A 17,401-nucleotide genomic window follows, 5' to 3' on the forward strand; every position below is an offset into this window, starting at 1 on the left:
GCCCCGGCGCCCGGGCGCGTTGCTAGGCTAGCGCTTCGTCGAGCAATTGCAGCGCGATCGGCCAATTCTCGCCATGGGCATTGCGCGATGCCATTGACACGAAGCCTTCATGCGCGAGATAGATTGCGGTGGCATCGCCCCTTGGCTCGAGCGTTATCCGCACGATCGTCTCCGCCCCGCAGGTGCCAAGATCGGTGCCGTCGCCCGTCACCCAGGTCATTTCGATCATTCGGTCCTGCTCGCAGGCGAGCACCCGCCCATAATGCGGATGGCGGCCCCAATCGGTGCGGTTGTAGAAGAAAAAGGGCCGGCCCGGTTCGGGGTCGAAGGACAAGGTGCCCGGCTGTGCGAACCAGGTGTCGAGCCGAGTGGTCCACGCGGCAAAGACCGCGCTGACCGGCGCATGGATGATCGCGTCGCCCTCCCATCGCAGGGGGCGGGCCGAACAATCGGGGCGCGGGATCGTGTTCAACAGCATCTCATGCGCACCAGCCATAGCCCATTTGCGGGGGAAATGCGCGGGGGTCAGGCGGTGGGTGGTTCGTCCTTCACCACCTCGTCGGCCTCTTCGAAGGCGAGGCCGTGCTTCAGCAGCATCGGGATCTGGGTGAAGGTGAAGATGAATGTCAGCGGCAGGAACACCCACAGCTTGGCCCACAGCCAGCCCTCGAAATCGAGTTGCGCCACCAGCACCTCGTTAAGCGCTGCCAGCAGCAGGAAGAACACGCCCCAATTGCGCGAGAGCTTGAGCCAGCCGGCCTCGTCGACGCCTTCGAAAGCGGCCTCGAGCAGGATTTTCAGCAGCGCTCGGCCGGTGAAATAGCCGCCCAGCAGCGCGATGCCGAAACCGGTATAGATGATTGTCGGCTTCAGTTGGACGAAACGCGGATCGCCGAAGAAGATGGTCAGCGCGCCAAAGCCCACGATCAGCGCGGTCGAGAACCACAGCATCGGCGAGACCTTGCCCAGCCGCCACTTCGAGATCGCCAGCGCCGCGACTGCCGCGACCATGAAGGCGCCCGTGCCATAGATGATCGCGAGCAGTTCGCCTGCGGCATCGGGATCGTCGGGCGCGTTGAGGCGATAGACCGCCAGAAACACCAGGAGCGGCCCGTAATCGACCGCCACATTGAGCCAGCCCGTGCCCTTTTTCGCCTTGTTGTCCGCCATCAGGCCACTCCTGCAATTACGCGCGCGACCAGGTCGGGATCGAAGGGGCGCAGGTCTTCCATGGTCTCGCCCACTCCGATCGCGTGGATCGGCAGGCCGTATTGCTCCGCCGCAGCGACCAGCACGCCGCCGCGCGCGGTGCCATCGAGCTTGGTCATGATCAGGCCGGTCACCCCGGCGACTTCCTTGAACACGTCGATCTGCGACAGCGCGTTCTGTCCATTGGTCGCATCGAGGACCAGCACCACGTCGTGGGGCGCCTCGGGGTTGAGACGGCCGAGAACGCGGCGGATCTTGGCAAGTTCGTCCATCAGCTCGCGCTTGTTCTGAAGGCGCCCGGCAGTGTCGACCACCAGCGCATCGATACCGGTATCGGTCGCCTGCTTGACCGCGTCGAACACGACAGCCGACGGGTCGCCGCCCTCGGGGCCTCGCACGAGTTCTACCCCGGCGCGCTCCGCCCATGTCGCGAGCTGGCCGATCGCGGCTGCGCGGAAGGTGTCGCCGGCGGCCAGCAGGACGCCGTAATCGTCCTCGGTGAAAAGGTGCGCGAGCTTGGCGATGGTGGTGGTCTTGCCCGACCCGTTGACCCCGATCACGAGGATCACCTGCGGGCGGGGAAAAGCGGTCACCTCGAGCGGCTTGGCCACAGGGCGCAGGATTTCCGCGATTTCCTCCGCCACCGCTTCCTTGAGTTCGCGCCGGGTGATTTCCTTGCCGAAGCTCTTTTCCGAAAGCCGCGCACGGATCCGCGCTGCCGCCGCCGGGCCGAGATCGGAGACGATCAGCGCATCCTCGACATCGTCGAGCGTCGCATCGTCGAGCCGCGTCGCAACCCCGGTCAGGTTCGCGCCGAGCCGTTCGGAGGTCTTGCGAAACCCTCCGAGCACGCGCTCGCTCCAGCTAGCACTCATATGAGAAGGCCTCCTTCAAGGTCGGCGGGGGTCACGTGCAAGAGCGAGCCTGCCGGCGTGCCGTCAGGCAGGCGGACCCGCGCAAAAGAGGGCGCATAGCCGGTGCCGTCGCGTTCGGCGAGAACGGCGAGGCTTTCGCCCACAAGGCTTTCGAGCCACGCCGCGCGGCGCCTTCCCACCGCGTTGCGCAGTTCGGCGGCGCGCTGCTTGATCACGAGGCGGTCGACCTGCGGCATACGCGCAGCCGGCGTGTTCGGGCGCGGCGAATAGGGGAAGATATGACCGTGAACCACGTCGCATTCCTCGATGATCGACAGGTTGGCCGCGTGGTGTTCGTCGGTTTCGGTCGGAAAGCCCGCGATGAGATCGGCACCGATGGAGATTTCCGGGCGGCGCGCCTTGAGCGCTGCGACCTGTTCGACCGCCTGGGCACGCGAATGGCGGCGCTTCATGCGTTTGAGGATCAGGTCGTGGCCGTGCTGGAGCGACAGGTGGCAATGCGGCATCACCCTCTCCTCGCCAGCGAGCAGCTCGAACAATTGGTCATCGATCTCGACCCCGTCGAGCGAGGACAGCCGCAGGCGCGGCATTCGGGGGAAGGCGTCGAGCAGGTGGCCAACCAGCACGCCGAGGCCAGGCTCGCCGGGGAGGTCATGTCCCCAGCTGGTGAGATCGACCCCGGTGAGAACGATTTCCTTTGCGCCGAGCGCAAGGTGGTGCTCGACAGTGCGCTGTACGGCATCGACGCTCATCGATCGGCTCGCGCCGCGACCCTGCGGAATCACGCAGAACGTGCAGGAATGATCACACCCGTTCTGCACCGCGATAAAGGCACGAGTTCGCGTTGGCGGAGGAGGAGCCTCTGCACGCGGCGTGTTCCAGGCGCGGGGGTCGAGCTTTTGCGTGTTGGCGACAAGGCCATCGACCTCTGGCATGGCAGCGATCGCATCGCGCTCAATATCGGCGGCGCAGCCGGTCACGATCAGGCGGGCGTCGGGCCGGGCGCGCCGAGCCTTGCGGATAGCCTGGCGGGTCTGGCGCACCGCTTCGGCGGTGACCGCGCAAGAATTGACCACCACCACGTCGCCCGCATCGGCGAGCATGGCCTTCATCTGCTCGCTCTCGGCGATGTTGAGCCGGCAGCCGAGCGAGATGACCTCAGGCCTGAGCTTGGCAGGGGCGTTCACGCGTAATCGTCCCACTCGAAGCTGCCGCGAAAGGCCTCGCAGGCAGGTCCTGTCATCACCATGGTTTCATCTGCGCGCCACTCGATGACGAGGTCGCCACCCGGAAGCGTTACCGTCACCGTGCGCCCGGTCATTCCGCGACGCATCGCCGCCACCGCGCTCGCGCAGGCGCCGGTGCCGCAGGCCCGCGTCAATCCCGCGCCGCGCTCCCAGACTTTCAACCGCAGGTGATCGGGGCCAACGAGGCTCGCGACATTGACGTTGACGCCCTTGGGAAACAGCGCGTCGCGCTCGATCAGCGGGCCGAGCGCAGCGAGATCGACAAGTTCGGTGTCCTCGACGAAGAAGATCACGTGCGGATTGCCGACATTGACCGCCGCCGGGTTCTCGAGCTCTGCCCAGCCGACCGGCATGTTGGCGGTATCCATCGCGAAGGCGAGCGGGATCGATTCCCAGTCGAAGCGCGGGGTGCCCATTTCAACCCGCGCGCCGCCTTGGGCCGGTTCGAGCGTGATCGGCCCGCCGCCGGTCTCGATCCGCGCACGCTCGCCATGCAGCAGCGCGACCGCGCGCGCGGCATTGCCGCAGGCTTCGACCTCGCTGCCATCGGCATTGAAGATGCGCATGCGGAATGCTTCGGTCTCGCTCGGCTCGAGCAGCACCAACTGGTCGCAGCCGATCCCCGTCCGTCGGTCGGCGAGCGCGCGTGCAGCCGCACCGGTCATCGCCGGAAGGCTGTCTTTACGCGCGTCGAGAACGATGAAATCGTTGCCGAGGCCGTGCATCTTGACGAAGGGAACCCGCATAGCGTGGCTGCATCTATGCATGCGCGCGCCCAGCGTCCAGCCCTGCGCGATGATGCGCGCTTCGCGTGCCCGCGGTGCTGACTACATGTTGATGATGCGGGGAAGGCGCGGCGCGCCGTCAGCTTTATCGCTTTGCGCCCCGTCGTCCGCGCTGTTCCCGGCCTTTCGCGCCGGGAATTCGGACCGTTCTTCGGCAGCTATGGCGAGGCCCGATGCCAGCAGACGTTGGTGCACCTGTTCGGCGTTTTCGGGTTTGCCGTAATGGTAGCCCTGTCCCTTGAGCTTGCCCATCTTGCGCAGCGCGTCGAGCATCTGTGCGTCCTCGATCCCCTCGGCGGTGACTGGCAGGCCCATGCCCCGGCCGAGCGAGACGATTGCGTCGACGATACGCGATCCGCCCTCGTTGTCGCGCAATTCGCCGACAAAGGCGCGGTCGATCTTGATCCGGTCAAACGGCAATGAGCGCAATTGTTCGAGCGACGAGAACCCGGTACCGAAATCGTCGAGGCTGACCCGCACTCCCTGGTTGCGCAGGCTGACGATCATCGATCGCACCATCGCGACATTGTCGTGGAGACAGGTCTCGGTGATCTCGATCTCGAGCCTTTGCGGCGGGAAATTGTGCTTCACCAGCAGCTTGAGCAGCTTTTGCGCAAACCACGGATCGCGCAATTGCACCGGCGAGATGTTGATCGCCAGGGTCAGCGACGGATCCCAGCCGCTGGCATCGACCAGCGCCTTGGAAACCAGCTGTTCGGACAATTCGACAATCAGCCCCATTTCCTCGGCTATGGGGATGAAGATCTCGGGGCTGACGAGGCCCAGTTCGGGCGAATCCCAGCGCGCGAGCATCTCGAAACCGACCAGTTCGCCGCTATCGAGATCGATTTGCTGTTCGTAGAAGGGCTCGAACTGGCTTTCGGCAAGCGCGCGGCGCAGGCCCTGTTCGAGCTGGTTGCGGAACCGCAAGTCATTTTCCATGGTCGGTTCGAACCACAGGCAGCGGTTCTTGCCGTCCTTCTTGGCGCTGTACATGGCGATATCGGCGCGCTGCATCAGCGAGGCGGAATCGCAGCGCTTGTTGTCGCTGCCGTCTTCTTCGTGATCGGACGCGATGCCCAGCGAGATCGTGACATCGAGCGTGATCCCGTCGAGCGCGAAGGGCGCCGAGGCGGCTTCGAACAGGCGGATCGCGAGATCGTCGATGCGGTCGCGCCGAGCGGGCGGATAGGTAGTAACGAAGGCAAATTCATCGCCGCCAAGCCGAGCCAGCCGGGTGCCTTCGGGAAGCACCTTGCGGAACCTCTCGGCCAGTTCGACCAGCACCTGGTCGCCCACGGGATGCCCGTGCATGTCGTTGATCTGCTTAAAATTGTCGAGATCGATCATGAAGAATGCGACCGCTTCGCCGCGCGACTGGGCGCGGGCGCACAGGCTGTCGGTATCGCTCGTCATGCTGCGCCGGTTGAGGCAACGTGTGAGCGGATCGGTCTCCGCCAGTTCGCGGGCCAGCGCTTCGGCGCGGCGGCGTTCGCCGATCTCGGTCTGCAATTCGCGATAGCGCCGCCAACCGAAAATGATGAGCACGATATTGAGCAGCAGCGCGTTGACCAGCAGGTGATCGGGAGCCGCGCCGCCCTTGAAAATGGCATCGATCGCGCGAGGGAGCACCGTGCTGCCGGTGGCCACAAACAGGATGATCGCTGCGGTCGCAATACCAAGCGCCACGAGGTCGCGATCGGCGCTGTTCCATCTGTTACTGGCATTCGTGCCGGACAATGCTGGTCTCCATCCCGGGGCGCACATGCATTTCGCGCCGCGTGCGCGTCCTCCGCTATCGCCGAGGGGATTGAAGATAGGGTTAATCGGTGAGAGCGCGTGCCCGAGGGGTTTTGCCCAGGGCGTACGGGCATTAACGACAAGGTGTGAAGGCACCACGGTGCGATAAGGGAATGCACAGATGAACTACTGGCTCGTGAAATCCGAACCGTTCAAATACAGCTGGGACGACCTGGTGGCCGAGGGCGAGGGCACCTGGGACGGGGTGCGCAATTATGCCGCGCGCAACAATCTGCGCGCGATGGAAGTGGGCGACGAGGCGTTCTTCTACCACTCGCGCGAGGGGCTCGAAATCGTCGGAATCGTCACCGTATCGGTCGCCGATATCCCCGATCCCACCGACGACACCGGCAAGTGGTCGGCGGTGAAGGTGAAACCCAAGCGCAAGTTCGACCATCCTGTCACGCTCAAGGCGATCAAGGCCGAGCCCAAGCTCGCCGATTGCGAATTGGTGCGGCTCTCGCGGCTCTCGGTCGCGCGGATCAGCGCCGAGGAGTGGGAAGTAATCTGCGCGATGGCTGAGGGCTGAGCGGCGCCTAGCTTCTCGCGCGCAGCGCGCTCACCGTCGCCCCGCTGGCGGCGAGCTGTTCGACATCGATCTTCATGTGAACGAGGCGCAGGCCGGTGCGCGCCAGCGCTTCGTCGAGCGCGGCGGTGAATTCGTCCGTGGTGGTCGCGGTCGCGCTCCACGCGCCAAAAGCAGCGCCAAGCGCGGCGAAATCGGGATTGGAAAGCTGGGTGCCAGAAACCCGCGCAGGATATTCGCGCTCCTGATGCATGCGGATCGTGCCATAGGCGCCATTGTCGACCACCAGCACGATCATGTTCGCCCCGTGCTGTGCGGCAGTGGCCAGCTCCTGCCCGTTCATCAGGAAATCGCCATCGCCCGCCACTGCGATCACGGTGCGGTCCTTGTAGCGCAGCGCGGCTGCTACCGCTGCCGGCACGCCGTAACCCATCGCGCCCGCGGTAGGTGCGAGCTGGCCGGGATAGCCGGCGTAATGCCAGTAGCGATGCCACCAGCCAGCAAAATTGCCCGCCCCGTTGCAGATGATCGCATCACCCGGAACCTTGTCGCGCATCGCGGCTAGGCAGGCCGCCATGTCGAGCGCATAGCCCTTGCCGGAGCCTTTCGGTGTCGACCATTCGCGCCATTCGCGGTTCGCCTCTGCGCCCGCATCGAAGGGGATGATCGCATGGTCTTCCCAAAGCGCAGCCGCCTCGGCGAACTCATCGACCGAGCAGGCGAGCGCGAGATCGGTGCGATAGACCCGGCCCAGTTCGTCGGGATCGGGGTGGATGTGGACGAGCGTCTGGCCGGGATGTTCGGGCGTCGGCACGGTGTAGCTGTCGGTGGTCGCCTCGCCCAGTCGCGCGCCGATAGCGATGACCAGATCGGCAGTTTTCACCCGCTCGACGAGCTGGGGATTGGGGCCATAGCCAAGATTGCCGGCATATACCGGCGAAGACGGAGCAATTGCGTCCTGGCGGCGGAACGCGGTCGCCACTGGCAGTCCGACCTCTTCGGCAAAGGCCTGGAAATGCTCGCGCGCCTTCGCGTTCCAGCCCGCGCCGCCGATGATTGCGACAGGGCTTGCGGCATCGGCGAGAAGCGCGAAAAAGGCCTGCATGGCATCGGGACACACTGCCTGGGCGGGCCGCACGGCATAGGGGCGCGGGGCGAGATCGGCATCGACCGGATCGCACAGCATGTCTTCAGGCAGCGCCAGCACCACTGGGCCGGGCCGCCCGCTGATTGCAACGCTGAAGGCGCGTGCAACATATTCGGGAACGCGCGCCGGATCGTCGATCCGTGCGGCCCACTTGCAGATGGGACCGAAGAACGCCTCGAAATTGATCTCCTGGAACCCCTCGCGGTCGCGCATCGGGCGCGCGACATCGCCGACAAACAGAATCATCGGCTGCGAATCCTGGTGCGCGACATGGACACCGATGCTGGCATTTGTCGCACCCGGTCCACGGGTGACAAAAGCGATGCCCGGCCGGCCCTTTCCGGCTGCGGCCATCGCACCGTCGGCGCAGGCCATGAATGCGGCGCCGCCTTCCTGCCGGCACACCACGGTCTCGATATCGGAGCGTTCATGGAGCGCGTCGAGCACTGCGAGGAAGCTCTCACCCGGGACCGTGAAGACGCGGTCGATTTCCTGGGCGGCTAGGCAATCGACCAGCAATTCGGCGGCGGTCCGGGTCGGTGTGGTCACGGGTCACGTTCTCCAAAGCAGGTTCAAGCCGCGCTTAGCCGCGCTCCGCCGGGCTGGCAACGCGCGCGCAAAGGTTCCCGGCGATTAACCACAAACCCGCCTAACTGTCCCGCTTTCGGGCAGGGGAAAGCCGGGCTTGGACCAAAGGTTAAGAACTCGTTAACGCGTTTCTCACGCCGATAATAGCGGGCGAAATCAATCGCTCCGGGCACAGAAGAGAGAGACAAAAACATGCGTCGCAGCCTTGTTCTCACCAGCGAAAACGCTCGCCACCCCTTCCGTGCGAGCCTTCCTCCGCACGTGACCGCCGGAAGCCGGGTCGCGCGCGGCAATGCCTGGCACCTGACCGCCGGCGACATGCGCGGGGCAGCCAGCGTCTATGTCGCGACCTTTGCCGCGGTGCTGGTTTTCATTCTCTGATCGGCTCGAGCGCGGCGAAGCCTTCTCAGCCGGCGGCAACGCGCGCCAATTCCTCGGCGGCGGCAGCGGCGTCTTTTTCCGCCTTGTAAAGAAGCCAGCCAAGCCATGCGGCGACCACCGTCATCGCGCCTGCGAACAGCAATTGGTCGACCACCGGCATCCCGATCGTGGTCAGCGCTATCGCGAACAGCGACCCCCCCACCATGGCTAGCGAATTGACGATATTGTTGGCAGCGATCGTGCGGCTGGCAGCATCGTGTGCGCAGCGCGTCGTCAAGAATGCGTAGAGCGGCACCACGAAGAACCCTCCAGCGGTCGAAATGCCCAGCAGCATCAGCGAGAGCGGGATTGCCAGCGGTTCGAGGATCCACGCCTCGACCGGCAGCAATTGCCCCGCCTCGTTGGGTATCCAGAGCTTTGCGACGAGGTAGAACCCGATCAGGAAGGCACCCATCACCACCACCGAGGCGGGCGAATAGCGCGCCGAAACCTTGCCCTTCAAAAGCGCGTTGATCCCCACCGACCCGATCGCGATCCCGATCGAGAAGATGACGAGGAACAGGCTTGCGACCTCCTTGGAGGCGAGAAGCTGGTTCTTGGCGAGCGGGGGGAACTGGATGAACAGCACCGCGCCGATGGTCCAGAAAAAGCTGATCGCCACGATTGCCAGCCACAATTCGCGGTTGTGCATGGTGTTGCGCACCAGCTTGAAGCTCATCACAGCCTGGTCGGCCACTGCAACGAAGGGCATGCCGAGCCAGCGCAGCGGACGGCTCGGGACCCGATCGCGATAGGGTTCGAGCAGCGGGTAGTGCATTTCGTAATCGCTTTGCGGTGGGGCTTCGGGCACGAAGCGCGCCGAGACATAGCCGACCAGCGAAGTCAGCACGACCAGCACCATCGCCAATTCGACCGAAACGAAACCTGCGAGGATCGTGCCGGTCAGGATCGCGATATAGGTGCCCGCCTCGATCAGCCCGGTGCCCGGCAGCACCTCTTCCTTTTTGAGGTGCTGCGGCAGGATCGCGTATTTGATCGGCCCGAGAAATGTCGATTGCACCGCGGCGAGAAAGACCACGAAGAGCAGGAGCGGGATGGCGAAGCTGTGAACCGCTATGCCCTGCCAGGCGAGGAACAGGCCAATGGCACCGAGGCTCGCCCAGCCAATCTCGCACAATTTGACCACTCGCACGATCGCCGCCTTGTCGCGGGTATCGGCAAGCTGGCCGGCAAGCGCTGACAGCAGCACGAACGGCGCGATGAACAGCACCGAGGCAAGGCCCGAGAACAGCGCTTCCTGGCGCTCGTCATTATAGACCGCATAGACGACGAACAGCACCACGGCGGTCTTGTAGAGATTGTCGTTGAAGGCGTTGAAGAACTGCGTGACCATCAGCGGCAGGAAGCGCTTGCGGTGGAGCAGTCTGGTCGAAGTCGTCATGGGGGGATCGGGTGCCCGGCAGTTCGTGTTGGCAGATGCCATAGCGGACCGGGGAGGCGGCACAAGGGCGATGACGCTGCGGCATTGCGGGGCAGGGCAGCACGCGTTGCGGCTGTGCATGCAGCGGCAACGCGCTATTTTGCTTGGCGCGCCGCTCGGCTAAAGGCATCAGGCACAAGCCATGCTGACGCTGCCTAACATCCTCACCATGTCGCGCATCTTCGCGATACCCCTGCTGGGGTTCTTCCTGTGGTGGCCGGACTGGCAGCTCGGCTATCTCATCGGTTTCGCACTGTATTGCGTGATCGGGATCACCGATTATTTCGACGGTTATCTCGCCCGCGCGCAAGGGACGGTGTCGAAGCTGGGCATGTTCCTCGACCCGATCGCCGACAAGATCATGGTCGCCGCCGTCATCCTGATCCTTACCGCGCAAGGCTATCTGCGCGGACCCTATGCCGGTGACGTCCACGTGATCGCGGGACTGGTGATTCTCATGCGCGAGATCGCGGTTTCGGGCCTGCGCGAATTCCTGGGCGGTATCCAGGTCTCGGTCCCGGTCTCGCGGCTCGCCAAGTGGAAGACGACATTCCAGCTGGTGGCGCTGGGCGCGCTGATCTTCGGCGGAGCGGTCCACGGCCCGCCTTGCGCCGCGCCCGGACCCGATTGCCAGACGATTGCCGAAAGCTGGATCCACGTTGTCGGCCTCGTCAGCCTGTGGGCAGCTGCGATCCTGACCTGCGTGACCGGCTGGGATTACCTGCGGGTTGGCCTCAAACACATGGATTGAAAATGCTGGTGCTGCGGTCGTTAGCCTGACGCCCGCAACCGATCCGACATCCATTGTAGATGCGCGCAATCGAGCATGCTTCATTAAGGTCGAAGGCTCACGAGACCGAGCCCATGCAACCCCATGCAAACTCATGCCGGTTCAACCCGCGCGCAATTCCTCTGCCAGCAGCTTGAAATCCGCCTCGCGCGGGGAGTTCTTGCGCCAGACCAGAACGATCTCGCGCTTGGCGTGCTCGCTTTCGACCGGCCTTGCGACGACATCGGTGCCGTTCAGGATCCCGGCATCGATCGCCATCTGCGGCAGCATGGTGAGGCCGAGATCGTTGTCGACCATCTGAACCAGCGTGTGCAGGCTGGTGCCGATCATGCTCGCCGATGCGCGCAATTCGGCGCGGTTGCAGGCGGCAAGCGCGTGGTCACGCAGGCAATGGCCGTCCTCGAGCAGGAGCAGGCGGCCGCCCTCGATCATCGGGTCGATCATTTCCGGAGGCACCCGGTCGGGCGGATCGCGCGGATCGTCCTTCGGAAAGGCGACGAACAGCCGGTCATCGCCAATATGCGCGCTCGCCACTTCGCCGGTGTCGAAGGGCAGGGCGAGCAGCACGCAATCGACCCGGCCGTGCTGAAGTGATTCGATCGCGTCCGAGCTCATCTCCTCGCGCAGCATCAGCTGGAGGTCGGGCCGCTCCTTCTTGAGCCGCGGCAATATGCGCGGCAGCATGAAGGGTGCGATGGTCGGGATCACGCTCATGCGCAGTTGGCCCGACAAGGGCTTGCCCGCGGCCTGGACGATATCGGACAGTTCCTCCGCCTCGCGCAGCAGCTTGTTGGCCTTGGCCACCACCTCGTCGCCCAAGGCGGTGAACCGCACCACGCGGCGCGAGCGTTCGACCAGGGTAACGCCGAGCAACGACTCCAGTTCGCGGATCCCTGCCGAAAGGGTCGATTGCGAGACATAGGTCGCATCGGCCGCGCGGCCGAAATGCTTGTGTTCGTGCAGGGCGACCAGATATTGCAGCTGCTTGATCGTGGGCAGGTAGGTGCTCATGCCCTCAGCCCTCGGCCTGGCCTTCTTCCATGCTCGCCTGCATGTCGTCGATATGGGTCATGACGAGCTTGCCGTCCCTGACCGCGAATGCGAGCCGGCCTTCGACCAGTTCGAGCGCGTCGCGCCCGAACACCTCGTAACGCCATCCGTCGAGCACCTTGAGATCGCGGACCCCGGCGGCAAGCGCTTCCATCTCGTCGGCACGGGTCAGCAGCCGGGCAGCGACATCGATTTCGCGCGCGCGGATTTTCAGGAGCAGTTTCAGCAGGTCGGCGACCAGCGCGCCTTCCTTTCCGAGCGGCGCGCCGCGCTTGGCCTTGGCAGGCATCTCTTCCTTGGAAAGCGGCTCGGCATCGGCGATCACCTTCATCAGGCGCTTGCCGATATCGTTGTCCTTCCACGCCGAGGACAGCCCGCGCACTTTTGCAAGATCGCCCTGTTTCTTGGGCGGGTGCGCAGCAATGTCGGCAAGCGTTTCGTCGCGCATGATCCGGCCGCGCGGGATGTTCTTGTGCTGCGCTTCGCCCTCGCGCCACGCGGCAAGCGCCTTCAGACGCCCGAGCACCTGCGGGTTGCGGCCCTGCTGGCGGATGCGTTTCCAAGCGCTGTCGGGGTCGATGGTGTAGTTCGATACCTCGGCAAGCTTTTCCATCTCCGCATCGAGCCATGCGCCGCGGCCTGTCTTGATGAGCTTTTTCAGAATCTTGGGAAAGATCTTCGACAGGTGCGTGACATCGCCGATCGCGTATTCGATCTGGCGGTCGGTCAGCGGGCGACGGCTCCAGTCGGTGAAGCGCGCGCCCTTGTCGACCTGGATACCGAGCCAGTGATCGACCAGGTTGGCATAGCCGATCTGTTCGGACTGGCTGATCGCCATCATCGCGATCTGGGTGTCGAACACCGGCTGCGGGGTCTTGCCGGTCATGTTGACGATGATCTCGACGTCCTGCCCGCCGGCATGGAACACCTTGAGCACCTCGTCATTGTCGGTGAGCAGGTCGAGCAGCGGGGCAAGGTCGATACCATCTGCGAGCGGGTCGATCGCGGCGGCTTCGTTTTCGTCTGCAATCTGCACCAGGCACAGTTCGGGCCAGTAGGTGTTCTCGCGCATGAATTCGGTATCGACCGCGACGAATTCGGATTTCGCGAGCCGCTCGCACAGCTGGGCGAGGGCATCGGTCGTGGTGATCAGGTCGTGGATTTTCATATATGTCTTCTGTCTTGATCGAGCGGAGTGCCGCTCCCGGCCCGTGCGGGCCCCGGTCTGTCGAGAGGTGCGCGACTTGACAAAACCCAAGCCATGCCCTGTTAGCGCAGCGCTTTCCCGCTGGGACGAACGCCCGCATTCAAGCGGCTGCGCCCTTAGCGTCATACCTTCGAACAGGACAAGAGTTTAGATGCACGCCTATCGTTCGCACACTTGCGCACAGCTTTCCGCCGAAAATGTCGGCGAAACCGTCCGTCTGTCCGGCTGGGTCCACCGTAAGCGCGACCATGGCGGCGTGCTGTTCGTCGACCTTCGCGACCATTACGGCATCACCCAGATCGTGGCCGACGAGGATTCGCCCGCGCTTCCCGTGCTCGAACGCCTGCGCGCCGAATCGGTGGTCACCATCGATGGCGACGTGAAGGCCCGCACGCCCGAGACGGTCAACGAGGACCTGCCGACCGGCGAGATCGAGGTGTTCGCGCGCGAAATCACCGTGCAAAGCGCCGCCGAAGAGCTGCCCATGCCGGTCGCGGGCGAGCAGGAATATCCCGAGGATATCCGCCTCAAATACCGTTTCCTCGACCTGCGGCGCGAGACCATGCACCGCAACATCATGCTGCGCAGCAAGGTCATCACCTCGCTGCGCCAGCGCATGATCGACCAGGGCTTCACCGAGTTCCAGACCCCGATCCTCACCGCTTCCAGCCCCGAAGGCGCGCGCGATTTCCTCGTGCCCAGCCGGATGCATCCCAACAGTTTTTACGCGCTCCCGCAGGCGCCACAAATGTTCAAGCAGATGCTGATGGTGTCGGGCTTCGACCGCTATTTCCAGATCGCGCCGTGTTTCCGCGACGAGGACCTGCGCGCCGATCGCAGCCTCGAATTCTACCAGCTCGACTTCGAGATGAGCTTCGTCACCCAGGAAGACGTGTTCCAGGCGCTAGAGCCGGTGCTCGCCGGCGTGTTTGCCGAATTTGCCAATGGCAAGAGCGTGACCAAGTCGGGCGACTTCCCGCGCATCCCCTATGCCGAGGCGATGCTCAAATACGGCACCGACAAGCCGGATCTTCGCAACCCGCTGGTCATCACCGATGTCACCAGCCACTTCGAGAAGAGCGGGTTCGGCCTGTTCGAGAAAATCGTCGGATCAGGCGGCGTGGTGCGGGTCGTGCCTGCGCCCAAGACCAATGAGAAGAGCCGCAAGTTTTTCGACGACATGAACAACTGGGCACGTTCGGAAGGCTTTGCAGGGCTCGGCTATGTTACCCGCAAGGGCGGCGAGTTTGGCGGTCCGATTGCCAAGAACCACGGGCCCGAGCGCATGAAAGAGCTCTACAATGAGCTTGGCCTTGGCCCCGATGACGGCCTGTTCTTTGCCGCGGGCAAGGAGAAGGACGCCGCCAAGCTTGCCGGCGCCGCGCGCACGCAGGTGGGCGAACAGCTCGGCCTGATCGAAGAAGATTGCTTCAAGTTCTGCTGGATCGTCGATTTCCCCATGTATGAATGGGACGAAGAGGCGAAGAAGATCGACTTCAGCCACAACCCGTTCTCGATGCCGCAGGGCGAGATGGACGCGCTCGAAAACCAGGACCCGCTCACAATCAAGGCATGGCAATACGACATCGTGTGCAATGGCTACGAGCTGAGCTCGGGCGCGATCCGGAACCACCGCCCGGACATCATGTACAAGGCGTTCGAAATCGCGGGCTATGACAAGCCAACCGTCGACCGCGAGTTCGGTGGCATGATCGAGGCATTTAAGCTCGGCGCTCCGCCACATGGCGGATCGGCTCCGGGGATCGACCGGATCGTGATGCTGCTCGCGGGCGAGGAAGCGATCCGCGAGGTCATCGCCTTCCCGATGAACCAGAAGGGCGAGGACCTGATGATGGGCGCGCCGTCCAAGGCCGAGCCCGCACAATTGCGCGAGCTTCACCTTCGGCTGGTCGAACCTGCGAAAAAGGCCGAACCCGCGCCCAAGGCGGTGTCGGACAACTGATCGCTGGCACTGCCGCGCGAAGCGAGACGAAGAAAGGGCGCCCAATCCTTGTCGGATGGGCGCCCTAGTCATGTCGGGGACGTTATCTTTTCAAAGAGAGGGAGCGGAGCGAGGCTCGACCCGTCGGATGCGTGTCCCGGCCGGGGAGCAACGCTCAACGCCCGTTGCAAGTCCCCACTTGCGTGCCGCTCTTACGAATATTGCTTGTCGAGCATGTCGCTGAAGCGTTCGCCGGCCTGCACGTCCTGATAGGCCTGCTGGATCACCTGGCGGAACGAGGGGTCGACTTCGCCGTCTTCCATCGCTTCGCGGAACTTGCCGGCAATGTAGTCTTCGCCTTCCTCGACGCGTTCGATCGCGGCTTCGTCCCCGCTTTCAAAGGCGTCGGCGATGCTCATGAACATCTGGTGCGCGTCCGATGCCATGCTGTTGTCGGTCACGCGCTCGCAGCCGTTCTTCTCGAGCTCGGCGTTGAGCTGTTCGAGAACGCGTTCACGCGACTGGCAGCGGTTCTGAAGTGCGCTCTTGATTGCCGGGCTTTCGGCCTTTTCGATGGCCTTCTTGTAGCCTTCGACCGAGTCGCGGGTGGTCTGGGTCAGCGATTTGAGGGTGTCGAGATTGTTGGTCATGTAATGGATCCTCGAGTGGGGAAATTGTTGCAATTTGCAGCGCCGAATGCGCCGCGGTTTCAAGCATTTAACGGGCAGGAGAGCGCTTCGGTTCCACGCCTTCGCCAAGACGTTGGCTGGCTGCGACGAGCCGAGGTCTGCGACGTCCACACAAGGCTCAGGCCGCTAATTGCAAGGCGGGGCAAGCAGGAGGCGCAATGACAGCCGAAACATTTACAACAGCGCGAAAGCTAGGCGCAATCATGCTGGCGAGCGCGTTGGCAGGCGGCGCTGCCCAGGCCGAGACGCTGCCGGTTGAAGGTGTCTATGGCGCGCCGGTCGAAGTGCCGGCTGCGATCGAGCGGATCGCTGTCGAGCGGTTTTCGGGCGATCGCGGGTTCGGCCTGCAATCGATCCTGCGCGAAACGCTGAGCGAGCCGGTTCTCGAAAGCGCCTTCTTCACCTTCATCCCCGCCTCGCTGGTGGTGAGAGAGGGAGGCGCGGTGCCTGATGCGGCGCTTGCCGGCCATGCCGACGGCTTCGTGAGCGACTACCGCACCGATCCCAAGACCAAGAGCCGCTGCATAAAGCGCGATGCCGAGGACAAGTGCGTCGAGCGCGAGCGTTACGAGGTCGCCTGCCGCGAGTTGCGGGTCGATTACGAGGCGGAGGTCTCGCTCGTCGCTCGTGAGGGGGAGGCTGTCTATCACGCCTCCGACCAGCTCTCGGATACAGCGCGCTATTGTGCCGACGACAACCATTCGCCCGACCCGGCCGCGATGCTGGATGCGCTCGAGGCGCGCTTTGCCACGCGGGTGGAGCGCGACCTGCTGCCGGCCTATCGCCAGTCGACCCCGCGCCTGATGGAGCGTCGCCGGGGCCTGTCGGGCGCTGACCGGCGGGTGTTCAAGCATGCGCTGCACGCGTCCGACCGGGACCTGCGCACGGGCTGCGAAGCCTTCCGCGCGCTCGAGACGGCCAATCCGCAGCACGTCTCGGTGCTGTTCAATATCGGGCTGTGCTTCGAGAGCGAAGGCGCGCTCGGCTCGGCGCTCGATTACTATGCGCGGGCGCTCGAAATCGAACCGGGCAAGGATTACCCGGAGGCTGGCCAGCGCCGTGTCCTCAGCCGGTTGCGCGGTGAAGCACAGCTCGATGCGCGTGGCATGTAGCAGGCACACCGCGCACAGCGCACAAATAGCTCGTCGATCGCCGCGAGGAAAACTGAAGTGATGTCAAATACTTGGCGGCGCAAGCTGCCCAGTTGTGAATTGCCACGCGCTTCTTGACTTGCACTCAATCGCACCGGTCATTAGGGCGAGAGCGAGTTTTCAAACCCCAATTTTTCAAGAGGGACACACATGAGCGATACTGCCGACCGCGTGCAGAAGATTGTCGTCGAGCATCTCGGCGTCGAAAGTGACAAGGTCACCCAGGAAGCGAGCTTCATCGATGACCTGGGCGCCGACAGCCTCGACATCGTCGAGCTGGTCATGGCGTTCGAGGAAGAATTCGGCGTCGAAATCCCCGACGATGCGGCGGAAAAGATTTCCACCGTCGGCGATGCCACGAAATATATCGAAGAGCACAAGGGCTAATCGCCCCGGACTTTCGCGTTTCGGTTTGCCGGATCGCGAAACCTGATCGACAGGCCCGGGCCTTTCTTCGCGGAAGGGTGTCGGGCCTGTTGCTTATCGGGCCTGCACCCGCTCATGCGGGACCGCGCCGACCTCAGATTGGAGTAT

The 17,401-nt window shown here is 63.9% G+C and carries 17 protein-coding genes; 6 read left to right on the forward strand and 11 right to left on the reverse strand.

The annotated features are described in order from the left end of the window. Positions 1-22: 22 nt before the first annotated feature. The 6 genes from ACKTSM_RS06875 to ACKTSM_RS06900 all read right to left on the reverse strand — a co-directional run bounded on the left by ACKTSM_RS06875 (position 23) and on the right by ACKTSM_RS06900 (position 5,856). On the reverse strand, positions 23-496 hold the full coding sequence (locus ACKTSM_RS06875) for an SRPBCC family protein (protein ID WP_407873918.1): 474 nt from the start codon (positions 494-496) through the stop codon (positions 23-25). Positions 497-525: 29 nt separating this feature from the next. Then, a complete protein-coding gene (locus tag ACKTSM_RS06880; protein ID WP_407873919.1) occupies positions 526-1,170 on the reverse strand; it encodes an inner membrane-spanning protein YciB in 645 nt (214 codons plus the stop codon). Further along, the gene (gene ftsY, locus ACKTSM_RS06885; RefSeq protein ID WP_407873920.1) at positions 1,170-2,084 is read right to left on the reverse strand and encodes a signal recognition particle-docking protein FtsY; all 915 of its coding nucleotides are present in this window, start codon (positions 2,082-2,084) and stop codon (positions 1,170-1,172) included. The genes ACKTSM_RS06880 and ftsY overlap by 1 nt, the downstream gene beginning before the upstream one ends. After that, on the reverse strand, positions 2,081-3,271 hold the full coding sequence (locus tag ACKTSM_RS06890; RefSeq protein ID WP_407873921.1) for a MiaB/RimO family radical SAM methylthiotransferase: 1,191 nt from the start codon (positions 3,269-3,271) through the stop codon (positions 2,081-2,083). The genes ftsY and ACKTSM_RS06890 overlap by 4 nt, the downstream gene beginning before the upstream one ends. Continuing rightward, positions 3,268-4,077, reverse strand: coding sequence for a diaminopimelate epimerase (dapF, locus tag ACKTSM_RS06895; protein WP_407873922.1), 810 nt, complete (start codon positions 4,075-4,077; stop codon positions 3,268-3,270). Before dapF ends, ACKTSM_RS06890 begins: the two co-directional genes overlap by 4 nt. A gap of 81 nt (positions 4,078-4,158) precedes the next feature. Further along, complete coding sequence (locus ACKTSM_RS06900) at positions 4,159-5,856, reverse strand: putative bifunctional diguanylate cyclase/phosphodiesterase (protein WP_407873923.1); 1,698 nt, start codon at positions 5,854-5,856, stop codon at positions 4,159-4,161. A gap of 181 nt (positions 5,857-6,037) precedes the next feature. Here ACKTSM_RS06900 and ACKTSM_RS06905 point away from each other — a divergent pair, with 181 nt between their 5' ends. Next, positions 6,038-6,445, forward strand: a complete 408-nt coding sequence (locus tag ACKTSM_RS06905; protein WP_407873924.1) for an EVE domain-containing protein — start codon at positions 6,038-6,040, stop codon at positions 6,443-6,445. 7 nt (positions 6,446-6,452) lie between these two features. Here the strand turns inward: ACKTSM_RS06905 and ACKTSM_RS06910 are convergent, their stop codons facing one another. After that, positions 6,453-8,138 (reverse strand): thiamine pyrophosphate-dependent enzyme, encoded by a 1,686-nt coding sequence (locus ACKTSM_RS06910; RefSeq protein ID WP_407873925.1) that lies wholly within the window; start codon positions 8,136-8,138, stop codon positions 6,453-6,455. 231 nt (positions 8,139-8,369) lie between these two features. Between ACKTSM_RS06910 and ACKTSM_RS06915 the strand changes: the two genes are divergently transcribed. Then, complete coding sequence (locus tag ACKTSM_RS06915; RefSeq protein ID WP_407873926.1) at positions 8,370-8,558, forward strand: hypothetical protein; 189 nt, start codon at positions 8,370-8,372, stop codon at positions 8,556-8,558. Positions 8,559-8,583: 25 nt separating this feature from the next. Here ACKTSM_RS06915 and ACKTSM_RS06920 read toward each other — a convergent pair whose 3' ends face one another. After that, the gene (locus ACKTSM_RS06920) at positions 8,584-9,999 is read right to left on the reverse strand and encodes an MFS transporter (RefSeq protein ID WP_407873927.1); all 1,416 of its coding nucleotides are present in this window, start codon (positions 9,997-9,999) and stop codon (positions 8,584-8,586) included. Between the two features lie 181 nt (positions 10,000-10,180). On the opposite strand from ACKTSM_RS06920, the gene pgsA reads away from it, so the two are divergent. After that, positions 10,181-10,789, forward strand: a complete 609-nt coding sequence (pgsA, locus tag ACKTSM_RS06925; RefSeq protein WP_407873928.1) for a CDP-diacylglycerol--glycerol-3-phosphate 3-phosphatidyltransferase — start codon at positions 10,181-10,183, stop codon at positions 10,787-10,789. A 141-nt stretch (positions 10,790-10,930) separates the two neighbouring features. On the opposite strand, the gene ACKTSM_RS06930 is transcribed toward pgsA, so the two are convergent. Both ACKTSM_RS06930 and rnd read right to left on the reverse strand, forming a co-directional pair. Beyond that, positions 10,931-11,839, reverse strand: a complete 909-nt coding sequence (locus ACKTSM_RS06930) for a LysR substrate-binding domain-containing protein (RefSeq protein WP_407873929.1) — start codon at positions 11,837-11,839, stop codon at positions 10,931-10,933. A gap of 4 nt (positions 11,840-11,843) precedes the next feature. Continuing rightward, entirely contained in the window at positions 11,844-13,046 is a 1,203-nt protein-coding gene (gene rnd / locus ACKTSM_RS06935; protein ID WP_407873930.1) for a ribonuclease D, read from the reverse strand. Positions 13,047-13,236: 190 nt separating this feature from the next. Between rnd and aspS the strand changes: the two genes are divergently transcribed. Then, positions 13,237-15,048 (forward strand): aspartate--tRNA ligase, encoded by a 1,812-nt coding sequence (gene aspS, locus ACKTSM_RS06940; RefSeq protein WP_407873931.1) that lies wholly within the window; start codon positions 13,237-13,239, stop codon positions 15,046-15,048. 191 nt (positions 15,049-15,239) lie between these two features. Here aspS and ACKTSM_RS06945 read toward each other — a convergent pair whose 3' ends face one another. Continuing rightward, positions 15,240-15,677, reverse strand: coding sequence for a ferritin-like domain-containing protein (locus ACKTSM_RS06945; RefSeq protein WP_407873932.1), 438 nt, complete (start codon positions 15,675-15,677; stop codon positions 15,240-15,242). 242 nt (positions 15,678-15,919) lie between these two features. Here ACKTSM_RS06945 and ACKTSM_RS06950 point away from each other — a divergent pair, with 242 nt between their 5' ends. Then, on the forward strand, positions 15,920-16,828 hold the full coding sequence (locus ACKTSM_RS06950; protein ID WP_407873933.1) for a hypothetical protein: 909 nt from the start codon (positions 15,920-15,922) through the stop codon (positions 16,826-16,828). A 189-nt stretch (positions 16,829-17,017) separates the two neighbouring features. Further along, the gene (locus ACKTSM_RS06955) at positions 17,018-17,254 is read left to right on the forward strand and encodes an acyl carrier protein (RefSeq protein WP_407873934.1); all 237 of its coding nucleotides are present in this window, start codon (positions 17,018-17,020) and stop codon (positions 17,252-17,254) included. Positions 17,255-17,401 lie beyond the last annotated feature (147 nt).

The sequence above is a fragment of the Qipengyuania nanhaisediminis genome, assembly GCF_045862805.1.
GTDB classification, from domain to species: Bacteria; Pseudomonadota; Alphaproteobacteria; order Sphingomonadales; family Sphingomonadaceae; genus Erythrobacter; species Erythrobacter nanhaisediminis_A.